The 25,399-nt window shown below is 71.8% G+C and carries 23 protein-coding genes; 7 read left to right on the forward strand and 16 right to left on the reverse strand.

The genetic code is table 11. The features are described from left to right. Window positions 1–2 precede the first annotated feature (2 nt). Window positions 3–734, forward strand: coding sequence for a hydrogen peroxide-dependent heme synthase (hemQ, locus tag OHU89_RS37020; RefSeq protein ID WP_266886867.1), 732 nt, complete (start codon window positions 3–5; stop codon window positions 732–734). Here hemQ and OHU89_RS37025 read toward each other — a convergent pair whose 3' ends face one another. The 7 genes from OHU89_RS37025 to OHU89_RS37055 all read right to left on the reverse strand — a co-directional run bounded on the left by OHU89_RS37025 (window position 735) and on the right by OHU89_RS37055 (window position 8,009). Next, entirely contained in the window at window positions 735–2,357 is a 1,623-nt protein-coding gene (locus OHU89_RS37025) for an alpha/beta hydrolase (RefSeq protein ID WP_405649306.1), read from the reverse strand. A gap of 98 nt (window positions 2,358–2,455) precedes the next feature. Continuing rightward, a complete protein-coding gene (locus OHU89_RS37030) occupies window positions 2,456–3,247 on the reverse strand; it encodes a TIGR04222 domain-containing membrane protein (protein ID WP_405649307.1) in 792 nt (263 codons plus the stop codon). A gap of 85 nt (window positions 3,248–3,332) precedes the next feature. Then, window positions 3,333–4,100, reverse strand: coding sequence for a DUF4142 domain-containing protein (locus OHU89_RS37035; RefSeq protein WP_405649308.1), 768 nt, complete (start codon window positions 4,098–4,100; stop codon window positions 3,333–3,335). 249 nt (window positions 4,101–4,349) lie between these two features. Beyond that, window positions 4,350–5,747, reverse strand: a complete 1,398-nt coding sequence (locus tag OHU89_RS37040) for a DUF692 domain-containing protein (protein ID WP_405649309.1) — start codon at window positions 5,745–5,747, stop codon at window positions 4,350–4,352. Between the two features lie 216 nt (window positions 5,748–5,963). Then, on the reverse strand, window positions 5,964–6,545 hold the full coding sequence (locus OHU89_RS37045; protein ID WP_405649310.1) for a TIGR03086 family metal-binding protein: 582 nt from the start codon (window positions 6,543–6,545) through the stop codon (window positions 5,964–5,966). A gap of 127 nt (window positions 6,546–6,672) precedes the next feature. Continuing rightward, complete coding sequence (locus tag OHU89_RS37050; protein ID WP_405649311.1) at window positions 6,673–7,311, reverse strand: TetR/AcrR family transcriptional regulator; 639 nt, start codon at window positions 7,309–7,311, stop codon at window positions 6,673–6,675. Next, window positions 7,308–8,009 carry an aminoacyl-tRNA hydrolase gene (locus tag OHU89_RS37055; protein ID WP_405654811.1) on the reverse strand — a complete coding sequence of 234 codons (702 nt, stop codon included), beginning with the start codon at window positions 8,007–8,009 and terminating at the stop codon, window positions 7,308–7,310. Before OHU89_RS37055 ends, OHU89_RS37050 begins: the two co-directional genes overlap by 4 nt. A 122-nt stretch (window positions 8,010–8,131) precedes the next feature. Between OHU89_RS37055 and OHU89_RS37060 the strand changes: the two genes are divergently transcribed. After that, on the forward strand, window positions 8,132–8,992 hold the full coding sequence (locus OHU89_RS37060) for an ATP-binding cassette domain-containing protein (protein ID WP_405649312.1): 861 nt from the start codon (window positions 8,132–8,134) through the stop codon (window positions 8,990–8,992). Next, window positions 8,989–9,660: an ABC transporter gene (locus OHU89_RS37065; RefSeq protein WP_405649313.1), complete on the forward strand. Its 672-nt coding sequence runs from the start codon at window positions 8,989–8,991 to the stop codon at window positions 9,658–9,660. The genes OHU89_RS37060 and OHU89_RS37065 overlap by 4 nt, the downstream gene beginning before the upstream one ends. Here OHU89_RS37065 and OHU89_RS37070 read toward each other — a convergent pair. From OHU89_RS37070 to zapE, 7 genes are all read right to left on the reverse strand, one after another. Continuing rightward, complete coding sequence (locus OHU89_RS37070) at window positions 9,652–9,831, reverse strand: hypothetical protein (protein WP_095046541.1); 180 nt, start codon at window positions 9,829–9,831, stop codon at window positions 9,652–9,654. The two genes, OHU89_RS37065 and OHU89_RS37070, sit on opposite strands and share 9 nt — an antisense overlap. An 18-nt stretch (window positions 9,832–9,849) precedes the next feature. Next, complete coding sequence (locus tag OHU89_RS37075) at window positions 9,850–10,692, reverse strand: polysaccharide deacetylase family protein (RefSeq protein WP_405649314.1); 843 nt, start codon at window positions 10,690–10,692, stop codon at window positions 9,850–9,852. 245 nt (window positions 10,693–10,937) lie between these two features. Then, complete coding sequence (locus OHU89_RS37080; protein WP_405649315.1) at window positions 10,938–12,305, reverse strand: PhoX family protein; 1,368 nt, start codon at window positions 12,303–12,305, stop codon at window positions 10,938–10,940. A gap of 90 nt (window positions 12,306–12,395) precedes the next feature. After that, complete coding sequence (locus OHU89_RS37085) at window positions 12,396–13,172, reverse strand: slipin family protein (RefSeq protein ID WP_405649316.1); 777 nt, start codon at window positions 13,170–13,172, stop codon at window positions 12,396–12,398. 108 nt (window positions 13,173–13,280) lie between these two features. After that, the gene (locus tag OHU89_RS37090) at window positions 13,281–14,738 is read right to left on the reverse strand and encodes a SulP family inorganic anion transporter (RefSeq protein WP_266886843.1); all 1,458 of its coding nucleotides are present in this window, start codon (window positions 14,736–14,738) and stop codon (window positions 13,281–13,283) included. A gap of 5 nt (window positions 14,739–14,743) precedes the next feature. After that, a complete protein-coding gene (locus OHU89_RS37095; RefSeq protein ID WP_405649318.1) occupies window positions 14,744–15,322 on the reverse strand; it encodes a carbonic anhydrase in 579 nt (192 codons plus the stop codon). A gap of 395 nt (window positions 15,323–15,717) precedes the next feature. Further along, window positions 15,718–16,824 carry a cell division protein ZapE gene (zapE, locus tag OHU89_RS37100; protein WP_405649319.1) on the reverse strand — a complete coding sequence of 369 codons (1,107 nt, stop codon included), beginning with the start codon at window positions 16,822–16,824 and terminating at the stop codon, window positions 15,718–15,720. 376 nt (window positions 16,825–17,200) lie between these two features. Between zapE and OHU89_RS37105 the strand changes: the two genes are divergently transcribed. The 4 genes from OHU89_RS37105 to msrB all read left to right on the forward strand — a co-directional run bounded on the left by OHU89_RS37105 (window position 17,201) and on the right by msrB (window position 20,555). Further along, a complete protein-coding gene (locus tag OHU89_RS37105; protein ID WP_405654813.1) occupies window positions 17,201–17,956 on the forward strand; it encodes a pyrimidine reductase family protein in 756 nt (251 codons plus the stop codon). Between the two features lie 132 nt (window positions 17,957–18,088). Beyond that, window positions 18,089–18,562, forward strand: coding sequence for an indole-3-glycerol phosphate synthase (locus OHU89_RS37110; RefSeq protein WP_405649320.1), 474 nt, complete (start codon window positions 18,089–18,091; stop codon window positions 18,560–18,562). 177 nt (window positions 18,563–18,739) lie between these two features. Further along, window positions 18,740–20,128 (forward strand): UDP-N-acetylmuramate--L-alanine ligase, encoded by a 1,389-nt coding sequence (gene murC / locus OHU89_RS37115; RefSeq protein WP_307024662.1) that lies wholly within the window; start codon window positions 18,740–18,742, stop codon window positions 20,126–20,128. A 19-nt stretch (window positions 20,129–20,147) separates the two neighbouring features. Beyond that, window positions 20,148–20,555: a peptide-methionine (R)-S-oxide reductase MsrB gene (gene msrB, locus OHU89_RS37120; RefSeq protein WP_266886828.1), complete on the forward strand. Its 408-nt coding sequence runs from the start codon at window positions 20,148–20,150 to the stop codon at window positions 20,553–20,555. Between the two features lie 17 nt (window positions 20,556–20,572). On the opposite strand, the gene OHU89_RS37125 is transcribed toward msrB, so the two are convergent. Next, window positions 20,573–24,904, reverse strand: a complete 4,332-nt coding sequence (locus OHU89_RS37125; protein ID WP_405649321.1) for a trypsin-like peptidase domain-containing protein — start codon at window positions 24,902–24,904, stop codon at window positions 20,573–20,575. Continuing rightward, window positions 24,894–25,265, reverse strand: a complete 372-nt coding sequence (locus OHU89_RS37130; RefSeq protein ID WP_405649322.1) for a CU044_2847 family protein — start codon at window positions 25,263–25,265, stop codon at window positions 24,894–24,896. The genes OHU89_RS37125 and OHU89_RS37130 overlap by 11 nt, the downstream gene beginning before the upstream one ends. Window positions 25,266–25,399 lie beyond the last annotated feature (134 nt).

Genomic DNA, 25,399 nt, shown 5'->3' on the forward strand with positions numbered 1-25,399 from the left:
CCATGAGCAACGACGCCCCCACCCCCGAGGCCGGCCGGATCCCGAACAAGGGCAAGCTGGCCAAGGACCTCAACGAGGTCATCCGCTACACGCTCTGGTCCGTCTTCAAGCTGAAGGACGTGCTCCCCGAGGACCGCGCGGGCTACGCCGACGAGGTCCAGGAGCTGTTCGACCAGCTCGCCGCCAAGGACGTCACCGTCCGTGGCACCTACGACGTGTCCGGGCTGCGCGCCGACGCCGACCTCATGATCTGGTGGCACGCGGAGACCAGCGACCAGCTGCAGGAGGCCTACAACCTCTTCCGCCGCACCAAGCTGGGCCGCGCCCTGGAGCCGGTGTGGTCGAACATGGCGCTGCACCGCCCCGCCGAGTTCAACCGCTCGCACATCCCGGCGTTCCTCGCCGACGAGACGCCGCGCAACTACGTCAGCGTCTACCCCTTCGTGCGGTCCTACGACTGGTACCTGCTGCCTGACGAGGACCGCCGCCGCATGCTCGCCGACCACGGCAAGATGGCCCGCGGCTACCCGGACGTCCGCGCCAACACGGTCGCCTCGTTCTCGCTCGGCGACTACGAGTGGATGCTGGCCTTCGAGGCCGACGAGCTGTACCGCATCGTCGACCTCATGCGCCATCTGCGTGCGTCCGAGGCCCGCATGCACGTCCGTGAGGAGGTCCCGTTCTACACGGGCCGCCGCAAGGACATCGCGGAGCTGGTCGCGGGCCTCGCCTGATCAGGCCGCGGGCCGGGCGGCCGACTTCTTCCGGGAGTGCTCGCGCGGCTTGGGCTCCGGGTGCGGTGCGCAGGCCGCGCGCCGCACCGGGAGGCTGCCCTCCAGCAGGTACGCGTCCACATGCCCGTTGACACACGGGTTCGGGCCGCCCGCGATGCCGTGCGTGCCCGAGTCCCGCTCGGTCACCAGGACCGAGCCCCACAGCCGCCGGTGCATCTCCAGGGCGCCTTCGTACGGCGTCGCCGCGTCCCGCTCGGCCGCCAGGATCAGCGTCGGCGGCAGCTCACCGGGACCGGTCCGCACATCCAGGGGCTCCTGACGCGGCGCCGACCAGTACGCGCAGGGCAGGTTCATCCAGGCGTTGTCCCACGTCTCGAACGGCGCCACCCGCGCCAGCCGCGTGTTGTCCCGGTCCCACACCTTCCAGTCCGTCGGCCAGGACGCGTCGTTGCACTCGACGGCCGTGTAGACCGCGTTGCCGTTCTCCGCCTCCTTCGCCGCCTCCGGATGCGGACCCGCCTGCAGGATCAGCTGCTTCGGGTCGCCCTTCAGATACGCCGACAGCGCCTCCGCCCGGTGCGGCCAGTAGTCGTCGTAGTACCCGGCCGTCAGGAACGCCCCCTGCAACTGCCCGGGCCCGACCTTCCCGCCCGCCGGCTCCGCCGCCAGCTGCGCCGCCGCCCTGTCGTAGCTGCGCTGCACCCGTTCCGCCGTGTCGCCGAGCCCGTACACCTTGTCGTGCTTGGCGATCCAGTCCCGCAAGTCCGCCCAGCGGCCCTCGAACGCGGCCGACTGGTCGAGGTTGTTGCGGTACCAGACCTGCGTCGGATCCGGGTTCACCGCCGAGTCGAACACCATCCGCCGTACGTGCGAGGGGAACAGCGTCGCGTACAGCGCCCCGAAGTAGGTGCCGTACGACGCCCCCATGAACGTCAGCTTCTCCTCGCCCAGCGCGGCCCGCAGGACGTCGAGGTCACGGGCGTTGTTGAGCGAGGTGTAGTGCCGGAGCGCGCCGCCCGCCCGCTTGGCGCAGCCGCGCGCGTACGCCTTCGCCTGCGCGATGCGCTCCCGCTTGTACGACTCCGAGGGGTGCGTCGGCGCCTGCGAGGGCGCCTTGAAGAAGTGCTGGGGGTCCTGGCAGGACAGGGGCGCCGAACGGCCCACCCCGCGCGGGGCGTAGCCGACGAGGTCGTACGCGGCCGCGAGCCGCTTCCACTCGGGCACCACGCCGATCAGCGGGAAGTACATGCCGGAGGCGCCGGGACCGCCCGGGTTGAAGACCAGGGCGCCCTGCCGGGGCACCTTGCGCTTGCTGTTGTGCGGGTCCTTGTGCGTGGCCCGCACGCGGCTGACGGTGAGCTTGATCTGCTTCCCGTCGGGGCGTGCGTAGTCGAGCGGGACGGACACCGTGCCGCACTGGACGTTGCCCGGCAGGTCCTCCACCTCGGCGCACTTGCCGAAGGCGATGCCCTCGGCCTCGGCGCGCGCGGCGGCCGTCGCGGTGCCGCGCACCTCGGCCGCAGCGGGAGCACCCGATGCGCCCGACGCGCCGCCGGCCGGGGCGGCCGCGAGAGTGGTCAGGAGCAAGGTCCCGGCGGCCGAGTAGAGGGCGGGGGCTCTCATCGCGTATCCCTTCGGTGCACGGCAGCAACAAAAGGGATGTTTCGTTCGGTTGTCGGCGAAGGCAAGCACCACCCGGCCGGTGTCGGCGCCAATGCCCCCTATGCGCCCCTGGTGTGCCCGGTGCGCCAGTGCTGCTCGCGGTCGGCGAAGGCCGCGCGCAGGTCCGGTTCGCCGACCGCGCTGACGCCTCGTACGGCGACGGTGGTGAGGTACGTACGGTCGTCGCCGCCGGCGGCACGCCGGGGCAGGGCGCCGAGCAGCCGCTGACCTGCCGGGGAGGCCCAGCGCGAGTACGGGTGCACCTCGATGCGCGCGATGGCCAGGCAGCTCAGGGTCAGTGCGAGGGGGAGCGCGAACCAGACGGCGATCAGATGGCGCGGTACGTCCGACGGGGCGGGCGTCAGCAGCGCCGTCGCGCCCAGTGCGAGGACCACGACCGCGGCGATCTGTACCTGGCGGACCGCGTCCGCGACCGTCGTGCGCGCCCCGTCGGGCACGGCGAGGCCGGCGCGGACGAGACCGTCGGCAAGACCGCGTACGGGGGCCGCGGTGGCGGCGGCGTCCCGGAGCGGGGCGATACGGGACTGCCCCTCCGGTCCGATCGCCCCTATGACGGAGCGCTCGATCTCGTCCCGGCCGCGCGGGTCGACGACCGTCGCCCAGCCCGTGTGCGCGAGCAGCAGCCGGCGCTGGCGGGCCATGGAGACGAGGGTGAGGTCGGCGACCCGGCGTGGGCCGCCGGACAGGAACGCCGCCTCGTACAGCGTGAGGTCGTGTCCGTGGCCCGCGTCCACATCGTCGGCCGCGGCGTGCACGGCGGCCAGGCACAGCCGGGTGCACGCGGTTCCGGCGGCGGCCCAGGCCAGCAGCAGGAGAAGGACCCAGAACATGACGCTGTTCTATGCGAGATGGTCTGGACTGCGCCATGCCTTGTTCACAATCCGGACAAGTGTTTGCCGGTATGTGACGTTCCCCTTAGGGCTCGCGCGGGGGTGGGCTGGTGGCGGGTGGGGGCAGTGCGTAGCTCGGGGTCACCGGGACGGCCGGGGTCGGGGCTGCCGTGAAGGCGGGCGGGGCCGGGGAGTTGGTGATCGGGGGTGTGCTGCCGGCGGCCATGTCCTGGGCCAGGGCGTCGAAGTCGACGTAGCCCGTGGCCTCCAGGATCTTGATGTGGTCCAGGACGGTGGTGTTGGCGTCGTCGGCGAGGGTGCGGACCAGGGAGTTGCGGGTGCTCGCGCGGACCTGGGCGACGACGGAGAAGACCTTGCCGTGTGCGAGACGCAGGATGTTGGCGAACTCACGGTCGTAGCCGACGCCTTGGGCCGCGTTCAGGGTGGCGAGCCACCCCTTCTGCTGGTCGTTCGGCTCGTTGGGAAGCGCCAGGCCCAGCTGCGAGGCGACGTCGCGGACCCGCTCGTCCAGGAAGGTGTGCCCCTCGACGAGGTGCTGTCCGGCCGTCCGTACGGCCTGTGTCGTGCCCTTCTGCTGGGCCTGCTGGCCCGCGGGCAGCTCCCACAGCCCGGCCAGCCGGACCTTCGTGACGAACTCCCGGTCGAGAGCGGACAGCGGCCCGTACTGCGTCGACACGGTATCGGCGTTGAGTACGTCGGCTGCGGTCCCCGACCGGTCGGCGTACGACCAGATCGGGAAGATCAGCGCCATCAGGGTCGCTGTCAGGCCGGTGATGATGAGCCCCGTGCCGCTGAGAATTCCTCGGCCGTTGACGGGGGGTCGCGGTCGCATGGTGCCTCCTGTTACGGCACCGCACGCTAGTGAGATTTCGAGTGCGGGATTGGCATGTTACTGCGCGGTCCGCGCCAACTGCCGTACAGGAGCGAATGGTTGCATCCCGGACACCAAGGGCGAATGGTGAGGGGAGAGTTGGTGGCATATGGCATCAAAGGGTGGCCAACCGAGTGTGTGGGAGCTGTGTCGAGGCGAGGTGTTAATCCCGGCACACTCGGCCGCGGTGTCGGTACCGACGGCGGCTGGTCACCGTCGCAGCAGCACCCGCCGCGTCGCCCGTGCCAGCCGTACGGCGGGCCGGTGGGACCGCGGCCGCGTGCCCGACCGCTCCAGCCACCACTCCCGCAGCCCGGCCCGGGCGTGTGGGTCCTCCGGCAGGCCGGAACCGAGGAGGTACCCGGCGAAGTCCAGCGCGTCCCGCCGGTAGCCGGCGCCCATCGGGTGCCCGTGGGCGTACCCGAGGAACGCCGCCCGGTACCCAGCCCCGAGAATCTCCGGCAGCTCGGGCGCGACCTTCGCCACGACATCCGCCCGCTTCCCGGCGAGCGCCCGCGCCTGCACCCCGACCCGCACCCGGTCGAACCCCTCGGGCACGGGCGTCCCGGCGACGAGCGCGGAGAGCAGAGCGGTCTGTGCGAGGGCGAGGCGCTGACGGGCGGGGGCGGTGGTGGGAGCGCCATCAGCGGCGCCGAGGGGGGCATCGGCAGTGGTGTCGAGGGGGGCGTCGGCGGTGGTGTCGGGGCTGGTCCTCGTGACCCGCCCCGCGACATCCGTCACGGCCTCCCCGCCGCCCTCCTCGGAGCTGCCCCCGGCCTGCTCGCGCCCCTTCTCCAGCGCGCCCCGTATCGCCGTCAGTTCCCGCTCCAGCTCGCTCGGCTCGGGGAAGTTCTCGTCCCGTTCCAGCAGGACCCCCGGCGGGGAGACGCGGGAGGCGAGGTCGGTGAGGATGTCGAGGACCGGGCGGGGGACGGGGTGGGCGTGACTGTCGTGCCAGACGCCGTCGCGTTCGAAGCCGCCCGCCACATGGACGTAGGCGATGGCCTCCAGAGGGAGGTCGGCGAGGGCCTCGGCGGGGTCCTCGCCGCGGTTGACGTGGTTGGTGTGGAGGTTCGCGACGTCGATCAGCAGCCGTACGCCCGTGCGGTCGGCCAGCTCGTACAGGAACTGCCCCTCCGTCATCTCCTCGCCCGGCCAGGAGATCAGCGCGGCGATGTTCTCGACGGCGAGCGGCACGGGCAGCGCGGCCTGGGCGATACGGACGTTCTCGCAGAGCACGTCGAGCGCGTCGCGGGTGCGCGGCACCGGCAGCAGATGACCCGCCTCCAGGCGCGGTGAGGCCGTCAGGGGCCCGCCTGCCCGGACGAACGCGATGTGCTCGGTGACCAGCGGTGCGCCCAGGGCCGTGGCGCGCTCGGCGAGGGCCGTCAGCCGGTCCTCGTCGGGCCGGTCCGCGCCGCCGAGCCCGAGGGAGACGCCGTGCGGGACGACGGTCACCCCGCGCTCGCGCAGCCGGAGCAGCGATTCGGGGAGGTGCCCCGGGCAGACGTTCTCCGCCACGGCCTCGACCCAGTCGATACCCGGCATGCGCTCCACGGCGTCCGCGATCTCCGGTCGCCATCCGATTCCCGTACCCAGTCGCTCCATCGTCCCCGTCCCTCCTCCGGCCGACTCTCCGCTCCACCTGGATCCGCTGTGTCGTCCCCTTCGACGGCTCGCTGTTTCCGGCGTGACGGGGGTATGGCCCCGGTGTCCGGCCTCGAATCCCCCCACCCCGTCGTTCAGAGGAACATTTGAGGTTCCGGCCCATCCGTGCCAGGAGGTACGTAACGCAGCGGCCGCCCGTTCAAGCGGGCGGACCGCTCACCCCCACTCCGGTGACCGCCCCAGCAGCCGCAGCGTCTCCTCCAGCGGCCCGGCGCCCGGCGGAACGTCCAGCGTCGCGGCGAACGCGAACCCCGGACCCCGCCCCGCCGGATCGGCCGGGACGAACCGGGCCACGGCCAGGGCCGCCGTCAGGACCTCGTCGGGCAGCTCGAGCCCGACCCCCAGCGTGGCGGCCACATCCCAGGCGTGCACCACGTAGTCGATGAAGTGGAAGCCGATCGCGAGCCGCCCGGGAAACCGCCCGCCCAGCTCGGGGAGTGTGAACTCCCGCTCCACGGCGCCCGGTTCGGCGAACGCCCCGAAGAGGCTCGTCGCGGCCGCCCGATGCACCTTGGCCGGCTCGCGCATGTCCGCCGGCTCCGTCCAGTACGCGGGATCGCCGCCCGCACCCCGCGCGGCGGCCGCGAACCCGTGGTGCTGCGCGGCCATGTGCGCCACCAGCCGCCGCAGCGTCCACCCGGCGCAGGGACTGTCCCGCTCCCAGTCCCCGTCCTGCGCGAGTTCCACCACCCGCAGGGCCTCGTACACGGCGATCCGGTCGAGTTCCACGACGTCCATCACTGCTCCTCGGCGATCAGGTCCAGGGCGTAGGCCCAAGAGGGCCAAGAATAAAAGTAAGCGAACGATCGTGCTACTTGTTTTCGATGGCCGATACCGAATGGCGAGAAGCCAACGTTCCTTGTCCTCAGCCCACTTGAGGCACCGACGCGACGTCCACCGCCACCGCCCGCAGTCGCGCCGCGATCCCCACCCGCGCCCGCCGATAGGCGACGTTCTCCCCATGCAGCACGGACAGCGCGTTCGCCGACTCCATGAGGGCGATCAACTCGAAGGCGAGCTGCGCGGCATCGGTGTCGGCGCGCAGCTCACCCGCGGCCCGCGCCTCCTCGACACAGCCCTCCACATGCGCGCCCCAGTACCGCTGGGCCCCGACCAGCGCATCGTGCACGGCCCCCTCCCGGGCGTCGAACTCGGCCATCACGCCGTAGAAGAAGCAGCCGCCGGGAAAGACCCGCTCCTCCGAGTACGCCAGCCACGCCTGGCACAGCCGCCACACCCGTCCGATCCCCGCCGGAACCTTCGCGGCGGGCTCCACGACCTCCGCGACGAACACCCGCGAGGCCTCCCGCACCGTGGCCAACTGCAGCTCCTGCTTGGAGCCGAACAGGGCGAACACGCCGCTCTTGCTGAGCCGCAGATCGGTCGCGAGCCGTCCCACCGACAGCGCCTCGAGACCCTCCACGGAGGCGATCTCGACGGTACGGCGCAGCACCGACTGCCGGGTCCGGTTGCCCCGTTCCACCCTGCCGTCGAGCCGGGTCACCGCAGCGCCGGATGGTCGGCGACGACCGTGCACGAGCCCGGGGCGATCTCGGTGAACCCGGCGTCCCGCACCAACGGCAGCCCACTGCCCACGAGTTCACGCCAAGGGTCCCGTCCAGGGGTCCGTACGGCGACCGGGAACCCGGCGTCCCGCCAAGCGGCCCGCTCCTCGTCCGACAGCTCCCACCAGGCGAGTTGAGCCCCGTGCCCGGCCTGAGCCATCGCCTTCCCGGCCGACATGTCGACGTCCGGGCTCATCCACAGCACGGGGACACCCGGATCGGCGTCCACCGGCGGCTCGGGGTCGTCAAGATCGGTACCCGACACCTGAAGCTTGGCCAACTCCTTGGGCCACCCGTCCAACGGCACCGGCGGAAACACCCGCACCTCCGCGGACTTCCCGGTGACCGTGATCCCGGGCAGCGCCTCGGCCTTCCGCCACTCGCCCCCACGGGCCCGCCGCACGACCTTCCGGATACGCGCGTCCTGCCAGTCCCGCATGACCTGAGCCCATTCGCCGTCCCCGAGGGAGCGCGAGTCGCTGAGCATGACGAGCACGGCGCGTGCGGCGGTCTCGAGGGCGTCGGTACGGGCGGGAGGTGCATCCCGCTCGATGCGCACGACCAACGGCAGCACAAACTGCGGCGCGTGATCGCGGGCAGTGGCCGAGTGCTGGAACGGACTGTCGCCGGGCGGCATGGAATCAGAGCTCACACCAGCCAACCCTAAGGGGCGCGGGGCTGTGTCGATTTGCGGCTGCCGCCGCGTGGGCGCGACCAGCCACAGACAACCGTTGGCCGCCACACGACATCATGACCACTATGGAACGCGATCTACAGCTGGACAACGTGGGCCGCCGCTACGGCCTACGCGGCCCCTGGGTCTTACGAGGCATCCACCTCACCCTCACCCCCGGCACCCTCACCCGCGTAGAAGGCCCGAACGGCTCCGGCAAATCCACGCTCCTCCGCGTACTCGCCCGCCTCGACGCCCCCTCGGAGGGCCGCATCACAGGCCGCCCCCGCACCGCCTACGTCCCCGAACGCTTCCCCTCGGCCCTCCCGTTCACCGCCCTCGGCTACCTGACCCACCTGGCCACGATCCACGGCCTCACCCGAACCTCGGCCGAGCGAGCCGCGGCCGACACCCTGGAGCGATTCGGCGCCACCCCCTACGCCCGCACCCCCATGGCCCAGCTCTCCAAGGGCAGCAGCCAGAAGGTCGCCGTCGCCCAGGCCCTCCTCGCCGAACCGGAGCTGCTCGTCCTGGACGAGGCGTGGACCGGCCTCGACGCGGACGCCCGGGCGGAACTGGAGCGCGCGGTCGCCGAGCGCACCGCGGCGGGCGGAGCGGTGGTGTTCGTCGACCACGACCCGAGCCGGCTGGCGGGGGTGCCCGACGCGACGTACGCGGTGCACGAGGGCGGCCTCCACCGTCGTACGGCACAAGCCGCCGCACCCTCCGGCCCGCATGTGACCGTCGTGGCCCAGGGTCCGGCCGGCGGCCGGCTGCCCGCGGACGCGCACCGGACCGCCACCGCCGCCGAGGAGACGGAACCGGGCACCTACCGGGTCACCGTCCCCGCGTCCCACTCGGACGTCCTGCTCCGCACCCTGCTGGCGGCCCGTCCGCCGTGGCATGTGGTGAGCGTGAGCCACGAGACACAGGAAGGCGGCCGATGACCGCTCTGCTCCGCTACCAGGCCGCCCTGCTCGTACGCTCCCAGCGCTGGCTGCCGCCGATCATCCTGTACGTCGCGTTCCTGGGCATCGGTGTGCAGAGCGGCCAGCCGATCCTCGACTCGCTCGGGTACGCGGCCGCCGCGCTGCTGCCCGTCGCCGCCTGGCTGGTGCGGATCTGTGTGTCCAACGAGCCGCCCGCGGCCCGTGCCTGTGTGTCCGCGGCGGTCGGACCCGCGCGGGCGCACCTCGCCGCTCTGCTGGTGGCATTCGCCACCGCGGCGCTGCTCGGCACGGCGGCGACTCTCGTCGTGACGCTGATCAGCGATCCGGTGAGCGCCGACCACCAGATGCGGGTGCCACGGTTCCCTGCCGGTGCGGCCGGGCTGATCGCCACCCTCGCGTGCGCCCTGCTCGGCACGGCTGTCGGGGCGCTCACCACGTGGCCGCTGCTGCGCTCGCCGGGACGGGCGGTCCCCACGATGTTGCTCGCGGCTCTGCTGACGATGGTGACGACCGGTTCCCCGGCCCAGGCGGCGGTCCAGGGCCTGGTCACCGGCTCCCGTGAGGGCACGGTTCCACTGCCGCTGCTGCCCCTGGCCGCGGCGGCCCTGCTCACCGCGGGCGCGGCCGCCGTGGCCTGCGTGCTGACGTCCCGGAGATCACCCTGAGCAGGCGGTCCGCTGGGCCTCCTGCCACTCGCAGACGGGGCACATGGTGATCCCCTTGTACGACTCCGGATACTCCGTCGGCTTCCGGCACAGCACGCACTCCGCGTACGGCGGACCGTCGGCGACGGGTGGCTTCGGCGCCGCGCTGATCGTGCAGTAGTCCTCGCTCATACCCCCAGCGTAGGACGGTCAGTGCCGACCGCCGCCCGCCCCGATCAGCTCGGACACCTTCACGAACCGGTACCCCCTGGCCCGCAGCTCCGGCACGATCTTCCGTACGGCCCGCTCGGTCGTCGGGGCGGCGCTGCGGGTGCAGTGCATGACGACCACGGAACCGGGCTGGACTCCGTCCAGCACCTGCCGGGCCACGGCGTCCGCGTCCGTCGCGAAGGCGTCCCCGCTGACCACGTCCCACTGCACGGCGGTGACACCGGCCGGGGTGAGCGTCTTGAGGGCCTCGCGGTCGTAGCAGCCGCCGGGGAAGCGGAAGTACGGCCGCGCGTCCGGGACGCCCGCCTTCCGGAAGGCGGCGTACGCGTGCTCGACATCGGCCCGCATGCGGTCCTGCGAGACGGTCGGCAGCCCGTAGCAGTCGCCGGTGAAGGCGTAGTGGCTGTACGAGTGGTTCGCCACTTCGAAGAGCGGGTCCCGTCCGATCGACCGCGCCTGCGTCGGGTACTCCTCGGCCCATCGCCCCGTCATGAACACGGTGGCCGGCACCTTCAGCGTCCGCAGCGCCGCGATGAGCCGCGGGTTGTCGAAGCGCTCGCCGGCCGCGGCCCGGGGTCCCTGGTCCGCGGTCATGTCGGCGTCGAAGGTGAGCGCGACCGTCTTTCCGTGCGTGCGGGGGCCGTTCTTGAAGACGGGGGTGAGCCCGGCGGGGCCCGGGGCGAGGGTCGGAGGCCGGGAGGGCGCGGCGGGGGCGGAGGGGGCCGGACGGGCGGCGCGGGGTGCCTCGGGGGCGGCGGTGCAGGCGGTGAGCGCGGCGCCGAGTGCGCAGGCGGCCGCTGCTTGTCGTACTCGAATGATCACCGTATGAACATAACGGGATGAATCGGGCATGCCCCGGATTGTGGTCGCTCACGCGCCGCTCAGGTGCCCGTCATGCCCCCTTCAGCAGCCGCTCCCGGCACTCCGCCACGTCGAAGTCTGCCTTCGGGTACTGCGGGTCCAGTGATACGGCAGTGTTTCTTCTTGGCCGCGGGGCGTCCCTTTCGGTCCGGTCGTGCCTCGATCATGCGCCGGGAGGCGGGGGTCCGCCTCCCGGCGCAGGGGCCCTACCTGCGCCAGGGCCCCGTCACCGCGAACGTCGTTCCCGGCGTGTAGCAGTTGACGTACATCGTGTCGCCGTCGGGGGAGAAGGTGACCCCCGCGAACTCGCCCCACTCCGGCGCCTCGGGTGTGCCGATGTTCTGGGCGTTGCGGGCCATCGCGTAGACCTCGCCCCGGCGCGTGACGCCGTAGACGTGCTGTGCGCCGTTGCCGTCCTCGCAGACCATCAGGCCGCCGCTGGGGGCGAGGCAGATGTTGTCGGGGGACTCGCCGGGCAGCTGGATGTCGGTGTCCGGGCCGAAGACGATCACCAGGGTCAGGCGGCGCGAGGACGGGTCGTAGCGCCAGATCTGGCCGAAGTGGTCCGCGGCCGAGCCCTCCGCGCTGTGGGCGAAGGAGGACACGAAGTACACACACCGGCCGCCCCAGTAGCAGCCCTCCAGCTTCTGCGCGTGCGTGATGCCCTTCGGGCCGAAGTCCTGGAGGCGGATGGGGGTCTGGGCGGCCAGCGGGTCCGGTACGTCGACCCACTCGACGCCCTCGAAGCACGCGCCCGTCTCCTGGATGGAGGACAGGTCCGGTACGCCGGGCACGCGCATCGCCTGGAGCTTTCCGCCCGCGCGGAGCGAACCCAGGCCGCCCAGCGGCTTGTTCGGCAGGAAGCGGTAGAAGAGGCCGAACGGCTTGAGGAACGCGTCCTCGGTCTCGTAGACGATGCCGTGCTTCGGGTCGACGGCGATCGCCTCGTGCTGGAAGCGGCCCATCGCGGTCAGCGGGACCGCTCCGGAGCGGCGTGGGTCGGCGCCGTCGACCTCGAAGATGAAGCCGTGGTCCTTGGTGTAGCCGTTGGTGCCGGCCTTGTCCTCGGTCTCCTCGCAGGTCAGCCAGGTGCCCCAAGGAGTGGGCCCGCCCGCGCAGTTGACGGCGGTGCCGGCGATGGCCACCCGCTCGGACAGGACCTTGTTGCGGCCGTCGAGCGTCAGGGCCGTACAGCCGCCCTTGCCCATCGGGTCGTAGGTGAGCCCGTCGATCGTCGGGACCGGGATCCTGCCGGTGACGCGGTTCTCGTGGTTGCGGACCAGGTGGACGCGGCCGTGTCTGCCGGCGAAGGCGGCCATGCCGTCGTGGTTGGAGGGGACCTGGCCCTCGCCGGAGCGGAGCTGGTCGCCCTCACGGGAGAGGACCTTGTAGCGGAAACCTTCCGGCAGATCGAGCAGGCCGTTCGGGTCGGGGACGAGCGGGCCGTAGCCGGTGTGGCCGAGGTTCTGTGCGGCGGCGGTGCCCGTGAAGAGCTCGGAGAGGGCGCCGGTGAAGGCGATTCCCGCCCCCAAGGCGCCGGAGCGGGCGAGCACCTGACGTCGTGTTGCGGACATGGAGCAGCAACCTTCCTGCTGGCGGACAGGATGTGACGCCGCTGTGTCTATCACCTGGCGCGGGCTCCGGGAACCACGCGCGTAGAGGTGTCACCTGTCGGTGGGGTGCTCCTGGGCCCTCTCCAGGAAGCGCAGCAGCTCCACCGGGAAGGGGAGGACCAGGGTGGAGTTCTTCTCGGCGGCCACCGCCACCACCGTCTGGAGCAACCGCAGCTGGAGCGCGGCCGGCTGCTCGGACATCTCCTTCGCGGCCTCGGCGAGTTTCTTCGACGCCTGGAGTTCGGCGTCCGCGTTGATGATCCGGGCGCGGCGCTCGCGGTCGGCCTCCGCCTGCCGGGCCATGGAGCGCTTCATCGCGTCCGGCAGCGACACGTCCTTGATCTCGACGCGGTCGACCTGCACGCCCCAGCCGACGGCCGGGCTGTCGATCATCAGCTCCAGGCCCTCGTTGAGCTTCTCGCGGTTGGAGAGCAGGTCGTCCAGCTCGCTCTTGCCGATGATCGAGCGCAGCGACGTCTGCGCCATCTGGGAGACCGCGAACTTGTAGTCCTCGACCTTCACGAGCGCGCTCGCCGCGTCGATCACCCGGAAGTAGACGACCGCGTCCACGCGCACCGTCACGTTGTCCCGGGTGATGCCCTCCTGGGCCGGGATCGGCAGTGTGACGATCTGCATGTTGACCTTGTGCATCCGGTCCACGAAGGGGACCACCATCGTGAACCCGGGCGCCCGCACGTCGTCCATCAGCCGCCCGAGCCGGAAGATCACCCCGCGCTCGTACTGCTTGACGACCCGCGCCCCGGCGGCGACATAGACCACAGCGGCGGAACCGGCTGCCGCGGCCACGGTCAGGAGCTCCTGGAGCATAACGACCCCCTCACTGAGAGGCCTTGTTTGTCCGCTCCTGCAACGATATGCCCGGTGCCTGGTCCGAGGCTACGGACCAGGCGCCGGGTGTGTGTCGCGTGGTGCGTCCTACTGCGCGGTGACCCGAACCGGCTCCGTGCCGACCGCGCTGTGCCGCTCGGCCCAGTTCTCCAGCGCCGTACGGCAGGCGTGGTCCAGGTGGTGCAGACCGGACAGGTCCAGCTCCACCGGGCGGTCCTGCGGCAGGGACTCCAGGTTGTCGAGGATCTTCGGCAGCCTGAGGAAGGTCGCGTTGCCCGACAGATACGCCTGGACGGGTCCGGCGCCCTTGTCCACGACCTCCAGCTTCAGGTGCGAGGCCTCCCAGGCGGTCTTGGCGACGGCCAGCGCGAGGCCGATGAGGACGCCCTCGAACATGCTGACCGCGACGATCGACACGGCCGTGACCACCAGGATCAGCGCCTCACCGCGGTGCTCGCGCCACAGCGACACGATCTCCCGTACGGGGATCAGCTTGGCGCCGGAGTAGACCAGGATGCCCGCGAGCGCCGGGATCGGGATGTAGGCGAGGACGCCCGGCAGCAGCGCCGCGAACAGCAGCAGCCATACGCCGTGCATGACCCGGGACGCCTTGGTCTTCGCGCCCGCCTGGACGTTCGCCGCACTGCGCACGATCACCGCGGTCATCGGCAGCGCGCCGAGCACACCGCAGAGCGCGTTGCCCGCGCCCTGCGCGACCAGTTCCTTGTCGTACGCGGTGCGCGGCCCGTCGTGCAGCCGGTCCACGGCCGCCGCGCTGAACAGCGACTCGGCGGACGCGATCAGGGTGAACGCGACGATCGTGGCGAGCACACCGATGTTCGCGAGCTCACCGAAGGCGGTGAAGGACGGTGGCTGGATGGAACCCAGCAGCCCCTGCACCTCGACGGTCGCCACCGGCATGGAGAACGCCAGGCCGGCGAGCGTGGCCAGACCGACCGCGGCGAGCGGACCGGGCACGGTGCGCACCTTCGCCGGCATGCGCTTCCACAGCACGAGGACGGCGATGGTGCCGACGCCGAGTCCGAGCGAGGCCAGCGCCCCGGCGTTCCCGACGGCGTCCGCGAGCGCGCCGGGCAGCCCGGCTATCTTCCCGAGGCCGGAGGCGGGGGCCTTGGCGTCGGCCATCGCGTACAGCTGTCCGGCGATCAACACGAGGCCGATGCCGGCGAGCATGCCCTCGACGACGGAGACCGAGATGGCCCGGAACCAACGGCCCAGCTTCAGGACGCCCATGAGGATCTGGAGCGCGCCCGTGGCCAGCACGATCACGCCGAGCACGGGCAGTCCGAACTCCTGGACCGCCTCGAAGACCAGCACGGTCAGACCCGCCGCCGGTCCGGAGACCTGCAGGCTGCTGCCGCGCATGAGGCCGGTGACGATGCCGCCCACGATGCCTGTGACGAGACCGAGTTCGGCCGGTACGCCGGAGGCGACGGCGACGCCCACGCACAGCGGGAGTGCGACCAGGAAGACGACCAGGGAGGCGGCGAAGTCCTGCCGCAGGTGCGGGTATTTGGTCATCATCGCGATCACAGCGCCTCGAACGTGTCGGTGTCCGCGCGGTGTTCCCGCACGGCACCGGTGTGCACCTCGTAGTACCAGGCGCGGAGGGTGAGTTGACGAGACGTCAGCTTCTCTTCGATGAACGGGTAGGCGCGCAGCCGCAGCAGCTGCGTCAGGACGTGGCTCTGCACGCCCTCGGCGACGGATGGATCCTCGGGCGCTCCAGAGGGGCGCGGCGCGGCGTGCGCGAGCCAGTCGCGGACGGCGGGTACGGCGGTCAGGTCGTCGCCGCGCACCAGGGCGCCGACGGCGCCGCAGTGCGAGTGGCCGCAGACCACGATGTCGCTGACGCCGAGCACTTCGACGGCGTACTCGATGGTGGCCGCCTCGCCGGTGGGGTGCTCGGAGGTGTACGGCGGGACGATGTTGCCGGCGGTGCGCAGCTCGAAGAGCTCGCCGGGGCCGGCGCCCGTGATCAGGGCCGGGACGACCCTGGAGTCGGAGCAGGTGATGAACAGGACCTGAGGGGACTGGCCTTCTGCGAGCTTGGCGAACTCCTCAGGGCGCTGTCCGAACAGACGGGCGTTGTCGATGAGGGGCTGCATGTGGTGACTCCTCCTGGCGCGCCTGCAGCGGCGCGTCGGACGTACATGACAGGTGGGGGGTACTGCCGTTATCTGTGAGGCCGAGCTCTGGTCGAAGCCTCACTGGCTGTGTGCGCGGTTGCGAACGATGCCGTGATAGCGAAGAAGGCGAGGGGGAGTGGACCCACGGCAGGGGTTGAGAGCCCGGTCCGTGTCGGTTTGTCCCGCAACGTGCGTCCCCCTCCCTGTAGTTCACGGCTCACGCGCTTGCCAAGACATGGTCAATGCCTGGTCAAGAAACACGTTAACCCTGCAAAGTTGTTTGCAGGGTTAACTTAACGTTTCGAGCTGAAGAGAGCCTGAAACTCATAGGTCGGGTGGCGGGAACCAGCCCTTGACCTGCGGGAGTTCACCGGTTAGGCGGGTTCGACGAGTCCCTTGCCGTCGCGGGCCAGCGCGGTGAGCCGGGAGATGGCCCGGAAGTACTTCTTGCGGTACCCGCCCTTGAGCATCTCCTCGCTGAACAGCTGGTCGAACGGCTGTCCGGACGCGAGGACCGGAACCTCACGGTCGTACAGCCGGTCCGCGAGCACGACGAGCCGCAGCGCGGTGGACTGGTCCGGAATCGGCTGTACGTCGGTGAGACACACCGCCTTCAGGCCATCGGTCAGCGCGCCGTACCGGCTGGGGTGGACGCGGGCCAGGTGCTCGAGGAGTTGCGGGAAGTCGTCCAGCGAGGAGCCCTCGGTGGCGTACGCCGCCTTGGTGACCTGTTCCTCGGAGTAGGGGGCCGGTGCCGCGGGCAGACCGCGGTGGCGGTAGTCCTCGCCGTCGATGCGCAGCGGCCGGAAGTGGGCGCTGAGCCCCTGGATCTCGCGCAGGAAGTCGACCGCGGCGAAGCGGCCCTCGCCGAGCTTGCCGGGGAGGGTGTTGGAGGTGGCGGCGAGGGCGACACCCGCGTCGACGAGCTTGCCGAGCAGGGTGGAGACGAGGACGGTGTCACCCGGGTCGTCGAGCTCGAACTCGTCGATGCAGAGGAGACGGTGTCCGGAGAGCGTCTGGACCGTCTTCTGGAAGCCCAGGGCGCCCACGAGGTTGGTCAGCTCGACGAAGGTGCCGAACGCCTTGAGCGAGGGCTCCGCCGGGGTGGCGTGCCAGAGGGAGGCGAGCAGATGGGTCTTGCCGACGCCGTAGCCGCCGTCGAGATAGACCCCGCGGGGACCGGCCGGCACCTTGGGCGCCTTGGCCTTCCCGAACCCGAAGAGCCCGCGTTTCCCGCCGCCGACGGCATGCGCCCCGCCGAGTCCACCGGCGAAGCCTTCCAGTACCCGGACGGCCTCGAACTGGCTGGGCTGGTTCGGGTCCGGGATGTACGTGCCGAACCGCACCGAGTCGAACCGCGGCGGCGGCACCATCTCGGCGACGAGCCGGTCCGCGGGGACGTGCGGCTCACGGGAGCACAGGGACATCGGGGCCGCGTCTGCTATCGGGCTGATCCCGGAGGCGGTGGTGGAGGACGACACGGTTCCCCATGCTAAGCGCCGTGCCACACTGCACGACATGCGACGCCTGTTCCCTGTGACCGACCAGACAGCGACGAGGGCCGCCGGCGGTGGGGCCGGGGGTGTGGGGACGGGGGGTGCGGTCGAGGGCTCCGGGGGTGGTGGAGTCGGTGGGCCTGTCGGGACTGGCGGTTCTGGTGGGGGTGCCGAGGCCGGGGACGCGGTCGTCGTGCCCGGCGCCGCGGACGGCGGTGCCGGCGGTGCTGTGACGGAAGGCTTCGGTGGGGTACCCGGGGCGGACGGGTCCGGTGCTGTCGGAGAGGGGGGCGAAGCGGTGCGTGCTCTGGGCGGGACCGGCGCTGGTCCTTCCTCGTTCGCCGACTCCGGCGCGGGTGGTGTGCCCGGTGCCGATCTCGTCGACCGGGAGTGGAGTCTCGGCGAGCTGGCCGAGGCCTATGCCTATCCCGAGCCCGTGGCCGGCGGGGCGCCGGTGGCCTGGTTGCGGGCGAACATGGTGTCGACGCTCGACGGTGCCGCTCAGCACGACGGGAAGTCGCAGCCCATCTCCACCGCGGCCGACATGCGGATCTTCGGGACGCTCAGGGGGCTGGCGGACGTGGTCGTCGTCGGCGCGGAAACGGTACGGCAGGAGGGTTACCGGCCCGCACGCGCGCGTGCGGAGTTCGCCGAGCGCAGGGAGGCGGCCGGACAGGGGCCCGCGCCGGCGATCGCGGTGGTCAGCGCCAGCCTGGAGCTGGACTTCTCCCTTCCGCTGTTCACGTCCCCCCTCGTCCCCACCCTGATCCTGACCGGCGCGGCGGCCGCCCCCGACCGGATCGCGACCGCGGAGAAGGCGGGCGCCCGGGTAGTGATCGCCGGTGACGGCGTCGGCGTGGAGCCCGCCCGTGCCGTACGGGCTCTCGCGGACCTCGGATTCACCCGGCTCCTGACCGAGGGCGGCCCGCGGCTGCTCGGTCAGTTCGTGGCCGCCGGCGTGCTCGACGAGCTCTGTCTGACCGTTGCCCCGATGCTCACCGCGGGTGATGCCCAGCGCATCGCCGGGGGACCGTCCGTCGCGGTTCCGCATCGGTTCGCACTGGTGTCCCTGCTGGAGGAGGAGGGGTTTCTCTTCGGCCGCTACCAGCGCGCTTGAAATTCGTTCAGCGGTACCGTCGGTCCCGAAATCGGCGGAATCTACCGTTCCGTTTAGCTTCCGACGGGCACACTGAATCTCGCAGCCCCGTGAGATCACGGGGCAGGATGGTTTCCGCAGAAGGGGCGCTCGGTGTTCACAAGCGTACTGATGATCGAAAAGGCCCTGACGTCCGCCGACGTGGAGTTCGTGACCACCTTGCACGGCGACGAGCAGGTCTCCTTCCATGTGCTGCTCCAGCCGCGCGGCGACCAGGCGGACCGCCTGCTGCGGGCCATCGACGACGTCGCACTGGGCGAACTGGACGAGGCGGCGAAGGAGCGTGAGGTACCCGAGGGTGATGCCGCGAGGCCCTTCGGGGAGCGGGCGCTGGAGGTGTCCCTGCAGGCGCTGCGGGGCTCCGGGAACGCGGCGGAGGGGCGGTTGATCGAGGATCATCCGCTGGATGCGTTGAAGGGGCTGGTGGAGGAGGTCGGGGCGGACGAGGTGATCGTGCTGACCGATCCGCACTATGTGGAGGAGTTCTTCCACCGGGACTGGGCTTCTCGGGCTCGGCACAAGGTGGGGGTGCCGGTGTTGAAGCTGTTCTCGCACAGCATGGCGTAGTCGCCGTTGGGGTGCCTGTGTGATTGCGGCTGCGGGTGGTGTGTGGCTGGTCGCGCCCGCGCGGCGGTAGCCGCAAATCGATACAGGCCCGCGCCCCTAGGTCGGTCGCGTCGCCGTAGGCAATTAGGCTGGGGCGCCTGTACGTCCGCCGTATCTGTATGCACAGGGAGACATCACGTGGCACCCGGCACCCTTCCCACCGCCATGGACCGACCGCACTTCATCGGCATCGGCGGCGCCGGGATGTCGGGGATCGCGAAGATCCTCGCGCAGCGTGGGGCGAAGGTGGCGGGCAGTGATGCCAAGGAGTCGGCGACCGCCGAGGCGCTGCGGGCGCTGGGTGTCACCGTGCACATCGGGCACGCGGCGGAGCATCTCGCGGACGACGCGAGCTGTGTGGTCGTGTCGTCCGCGATCCGCCAGGACAACCCGGAGCTGGCCCGCGCGGCCGAGCTGGGTATCCCGGTGGTGCACCGTTCCGACGCGCTGGCCGCCCTGATGGAGGGCCTGCGCCCGATCGCGGTGGCGGGCACCCACGGCAAGACCACGACCACCTCGATGCTGGCGGTCTCGCTGTCGGAGCTCGGCCTGCGGCCCTCGTACGCGATCGGCGGCGACCTGGACGCCCCCGGCTCCAACGCGCTGCACGGCGACGGCGAGATCTTCGTCGCCGAGGCGGACGAATCGGACCGCAGCTTCCACAAGTACGCCCCCGAGGTCGCGATCGTCCTCAACGTCGAGCTCGACCACCACGCGAACTACGCGTCCATGGACGAGATCTACGAGTCCTTCGAGACGTTCACCGGAAAGATCGTCCCCGGCGGCACGCTGGTGATCTCCTCCGACCACGAGGGCGCGCGGGAGCTGACGCGACGGGTGGCTCCTTCGGTGCGGACGGTGACGTACGGAGAGGCGGAGGACGCCGACGTACGGGTGCTGTCGGTGGTGGCCCAGGGTCTGAAGAGCGAGGTCACGGTCGAGCTGGACGGCACGCCGCTCACCTTCACCGTCTCCGTCCCCGGCCGCCACTACGCGCACAACGCGGTCGCCGCCCTCGCGGCGGGCGTCGCGCTCGGCATCCCCGCGACGGACCTCGCCCCCGCCCTGGCCGCGTACACGGGCGTGAAGCGGCGCCTCCAGCTCAAGGGCGAGGTGGCCGGTGTCCAGGTCATCGACTCCTACGCCCACCACCCGACCGAGATGACGGCCGACCTGGAGGCGATGCGCGGGGCCGCCGGCGACGCCCGCATCCTGGTGGTCTTCCAGCCCCACCTCTTCTCCCGCACCCAGGAGCTGGGCAAGGAGATGGGCCAGTCGCTGTCCCTCGCGGACGCCTCGCTGGTCCTGGACATCTACCCGGCCCGCGAGGACCCGATCCCCGGCGTCACCAGCGACCTGATCATCGACGCGGCGCGCGCCGCGGGCGCCGACGTGACACCGGTCCACGACAAGGCGGACGTCCCCGCGGTGGTCGCGGGAATGGCGAAGCCCGGCGATCTCGTTCTCACCATGGGCGCGGGCGACGTCACGGACCTCGGCCCGCGCATCCTGGACCGTCTCGCGTAGTGGATAGGGGCTGAGCAACATGTCGTACGACGTCGAAAAGCCGGACGAGCAGTGGCGTGCGGAGCTGAAGCCGGCCGAGTACGCCGTCCTGCGCCAGGCCGCCACGGAGCCCGCCTTCACCGGTGAGTACACCGACACCAAGGCGACGGGCGTCTACTCCTGCCGCGCCTGCGGCGCCGAGCTCTTCACCTCCACCACGAAGTTCGAGTCCCACTGCGGCTGGCCCTCCTTCTACGACCCGAAGGACACCGACGCCGTGGAGCTGGTGTCCGACCGGTCCCACGGCATGGTGCGGACCGAGGTGCGGTGTGCCCGGTGCGGGTCGCACCTTGGGCATGTGTTCGAGGGGGAGGGGTATGCCACCCCGACGGATCAGCGGTACTGCATCAACAGCATCTCGTTGCGGTTGACGCCGGACGAGGGCTGATCCGACGGGTCGCGGCGTCAGCGGTTCGGGCACGGTGTGTCCCGAGCCTGGCGCAGGCGTGGGCCCGTGCGCTGGGCGGGGCTGTAGGCGCCGGGGGCCGCGGAGCAGAGGGTGTCGTGCCAGTGGGCGGGTGACAGGCGCAGGGTCAGGGTGTCGTAGTCCCCGTTCGTGAGGCGCAGGGTGTCGCCCTTCAGCTGCCAGGCGCTCAGCGGAGAGGACGGGAGTCCGACGCGGCCCAGGAGCCTGCCGCTCCGGGGAGAGAACAGCGCGATGTCCCCGTACAGGTCGGCGACCAGCGTCCCGTCCTCCGCGACGCCCAGCAGGCTGCTCACCTCCTCCAGGCGACCAGTGCGTCCCGTACCGCGCTCCTCGTCCACCTGCCACCACTCCACCCGGCGGTCCTCGCCGCGGGCGGCGAGCCGGTCGCCGTCCGGGGTGAAGACCGTGAGCCGGTCGAAGTCGTCCGAGGCGTAGGCGAGCGGGGCGCCTTCCAGCCGGGACAGCCGGGTACCCCTGCGCACGTCCCACACCTCGATCCGGCCGTTCTCGCCCCACTCCTGCGTGACCACCGCCACCTGGTCCGGGTGGCCCGGCCGCGCGGTGAGCTGCCCGCCCCAGGCTTCGTTGCCCGACGGGGAGGCGGGCTCCACGGGGACGGGGCCGCCGCTCTGGAGTCCGGTGCGGGCATCCAGCCGGACCAGTGCGCTGTTGAGGCAGAGCAGGACGATCTCTCCGTCGGCCGTCCGGACCACGTCCTCCGGTGTGTTCCAGTCCGGGCCGCCGGGGCGCCCGCAGTTCCACGTGACCCGCGCGGGGGAGGCCAGGGTGTCCACGTCGTACAGGAGCGCGTACTTCATGTTCCTCGCCCAGAGCAGCAGCGTGTCCTTGCCGTCCCGGGTGGCCCAGAGCATCCGCAGCGGATGGTTCAGTTCCCGCTTGAGGGCGGGCAGGCGTGTGCCGCGCAGACGGGCACCCGGGCCCAGCACCTCGAGCCTGCCCTGCTGCACCCTCGCGGCGCGCGAGCCGTCCGGCGCCAGGGCGAAGGCGGTGCCCCAGGGGGAGGAGACGCTCCGGGCGGGCGGGGGCACCGGTACCGGGCGCACCCGGATCAGGGAGTCGCCCACGGTGGTGAGCACGGTGCGTGGTTCGTCGTTCCTGCCGACCACCGCGATGTCCTGGGCGGAGGCCTTGCCCGGCAGCGTGGCCGCCCAGTAGCGGCGGCCGCCCCGGGCGTCCAGGAACGTGACGCGCCGGTGGTCGCCGCCCGGTGACGCGAGGGTGGCCTGTTCGTCGTACAGGTGCGTGCCCGTCAGATCCGGCTGGCCGACCGCTCCGTCGATCGTGCCGCTCGGCTGATGCGGCCCGGGGGCCAACTCGTACCAGCGGTGGACGCCGTCCGCGGTCAACCAGACACCGTGCCCCCGGCTTGCGTGAATCCCCGGGTAGAGCCACACCATCGGCCCGTACAGCGGACGCACTCGCTCGCCGGAGCGGACGGTGTGGACGCCGAGGTAGTCGTAGGCGCCGTTCTCTCCATCGCGCGCCTTGCGCGTGACGGCGACGGCGATTCGGTCACCCGTCCCCAACAGCCAGGCCCGGCTCGGCCTGTCCCGGGCGACCGACCGCTGGGACGCGGGAAGGGGCCGACCGGTCCCCGGGTCCCACAGCCGTACGCGTGCGTGCCGGCCGGCGTCCTCGGGGCTCGGCTTCTGGAAGGCGTGGAAGTGCAGCAGGCGCCTGCCGTCGTCGGAGAAGTCGACAGAGGACTTGTACACATCGCCGCGGGCGGCCAGGGGGCCCGACAGGGTGCGCGGGCGGGGGACACGGTCGGTGAGGTTCCAGAGCAGGACCCGGCCGTCCGTCGTCGCCAGCGCGTAGCGTCGGCCGTCGTCGCTCAAGGCGTCGTCGTAGCCGCCCACGACAAGGCCCGTGGGGAAATCCCGCAGCCGCAGGGCCCGTGGTCTCGCGTCGAGGGCACCGGTCACGACGGTCGCCTCCGAATCGGCCCTGCCGTTCGGCTGGGACACCACCACCAGGGTTCGGCCGTCCGGTGTCGCCCGGGTCGTACGGGCCGCGCCCCGCCACAACCCGCTGTACGAGGCGGTGGTGTCCCGCGCCCGGACGTACTGCTGGAACAGCGCGCGTTGAGCCTGGGGTGTGTGTCGCATGGTCCACGCGCCCGCCGCGTAGCGGAATGCGCTGTCCGGTGAACCCTCGGCCGTCTCACCGGTGAGTTCGCTCAACTCGGTGGAAGCGGCCGTCCGCAGCTCCGCGAGGTCCCGTTGGTGGGCACGGTACGAGTTGACCGCGAGGCCCGAGGCCAGCACCGCCAGTGCGGTGACCAGGCCCGTGACACCCCACAGCCGCCGCAGTCCGCGTCGCTGCCGTCGCCGGCCCGCCTCCAGGTAGGCCCGTTCCGCCGTCGTGAGGTCGTCGGGGCGGCCGGTCAGCCACTCCAGCCCCTGGGCCAACCGCACCCCGTGCGGCAGCAGTCCGGCCGGCCGGCCGCGGGCCTCCCATTCGGCCGCGTCCCGTGCCGTGCGCTCCTGCCACTCGCAGAACCCGGCGTCGTCCCGCAACCACTCGGCGAGGCGCGGCCACTTGTGCAGCAGGGCCTCGTGCACGACCTGCACGGCGCCACCCGGATCCCCGGGGCCCGCTGTCTCCACGACGTCCCACACGAGGAGGCGCCGCCCGGCCAAACCGAGGGCCAACCCCGCCTGATCGGCGGGTAGTTGGCCGGTCGCCACCGACCGCCGGGTGAAGCCGCCCTGTCCGTCCGGACGGGCCAGCCGCTGGAAGAGCCGCTGGGCGGCCGCCTCCGGTACGTCGCTCCGCGCAAGGCACGCGGTGAGGGCTTCGTCGGCGTACGAGGCCAGCGCCCCTCCGACGCCGCCGATCTCCTCGTACGCGGAGTGCGTGAGCGTATGGGCCTTCTTGCGGCGCCACAGCTCGGTGAGGGTGAACTGCAGCAGCGGCAGACAGCCCGGTTCCCCAGCGGCGTCGCGTACGAGGCGGGCGCTCAGTCCGTCCTGAAGGCGGAGTCCAGGGACGGACCTGACCGGTTCGTCGACCGTGAGGGCCAGCGCTTCGGGCGTCATCGGGGCCAGGAACGTGACCGCTCGGCTCAGGGACGCGGACGTGTCGGCGGCGGTGAGCGATTCCAGCGTGGCGGGCCGCGCCGTCAGTACGACGCGCAGACCGCCGCCCTGTGCCGGATCGGGAGCGGCGGTCAGCGCCGACAACGTCCGGAAGACCCGGAGCGCCGCCCGCGGGTCCTCGGCGGCGTGCTCCTCGAACTGGTCGAGCAGGAGCACGGCTCCGGACGGCCCGAGTTCGTCGCGGAGCCGGCCGCGCAGGGCGATGCGCGCGCTCTCCGGCCCGGCACAGGCTTCGAGCACGGCGTCGAGGCGCTCCCGGCGGGCCGTGGTGTCCGGTGCGGCCGCGTGCCAGGCGGCCACGACGGCCTCGCCGACCCAGGCGTCCGCGTGCCCGAGCGCGGCACCGGCCGGTTCCGTGGCGGGCTGAGGTACGCGCAGCGCGGACGGTGTTCCCCGGCGTCGCAGTTCGGCCAGCAGACCGGCCCTGAGCAGGGACGACTTCCCGCTGCCGGAGGGGCCGGCGAGCACGGTGAGCGGACGTGAGCCGACCGCTTCCACGAGCGTTCGCACCTCCGGCGCACGGCCGTGGAAGTGCGGGGCGTCCTGTTCCTCGAACCGGCCCAGACCGCGGAAGGGGCACGCCACGTGCGTCTCCGTGTCGAGCAACCGGTCCACGGGAATCAGATACGCGGTGCCGCTGAGCCCGTACCGTCCGCGCGTGACGAGCATCCCGACCACGGCCTGCCGTCGTACGTCCCATACGGCGGCCCCGCTGAACCCCTGGCCGATCGGCACCCCGTGGGCGGCGAGGTCGAGCTGGAGCCGGTCGGCCCGCTGGCGGCCGCGCAGCACTCCGGTGGCGTTCACGCCTCGTGGCGCGTCCTCGGGGAAGCCGAAGGAGCGGATCTCCCCGCCCCACTCGTCGCTCCCGTCGTCCACGAACGGCAGCGGTTCCGTGCCGCCCACCGGGAGAGCCAGGCGCAGGAGCGCGACATCGTCCTCCGGCCGCCAGGACACGACCTCGGCGGTGACCGGAGGGCCCGCCTCGGCCCCCGCGAGCAGCGGGAAGTCGACGGTGACCGGTCGGTCCGGGCGGCTGCCGTCGTCTTCCTGGACGACGTGGGCGCAGGTGCACACCAGCCGTTCGCCAATGAGGAAACCCGCTCCCGCGACCGCCCCGTCCGGGCCGAACACCCGGGCCGCGCCCCGTTCGTAGCGGGCCTCGGGGGGAAGACCGTCAGACCTCACCGGATCCGCCCCGTCCACCCGTGGTCTCCCACTCCACGCCCACGGTGAAGTGCGCCTCCGCGGCCGTCCTGGCGAGCACCACACCGGCCTCGGCGGTCACCTTCACCCCGAACTCCAAGGTGATCCGGTCCGGCCTGCGCGGCATCGCACGCAGCGAGTCGACCACGTCCTGGACGGCCGGGCGCACCCGGTCCACCGCGTCGCGCAGGGTGTCGGCGGCGCTCGCCACGGTCTCCGCGGGGCGTGGCCGGCCGATGGGCTCGTACGCATCGGAGGGCGTCCGTGGTGTGCCGGTCGGTGTCGCGGTCTCCACCCGCAGCAGCGAGCCGTCGTCGAGTTCGATGGTGGTGATGGTTGCCATGAAGCCCTGAGCCTGCCTTGTGACGAGGAGCCGGATACGTCCCCTCGATCAACGAGCCGCCCGCGATGGGGAGTCGGTGATGTCCGAAGCGGACAGCAGCCGTTTTCTTGCGATCAGCTCCGCGCGGGCTCGGT

The organism is Streptomyces sp. NBC_00019 (assembly GCF_045041015.1).
GTDB lineage: Bacteria > Actinomycetota > Actinomycetes > Streptomycetales > Streptomycetaceae > Streptomyces.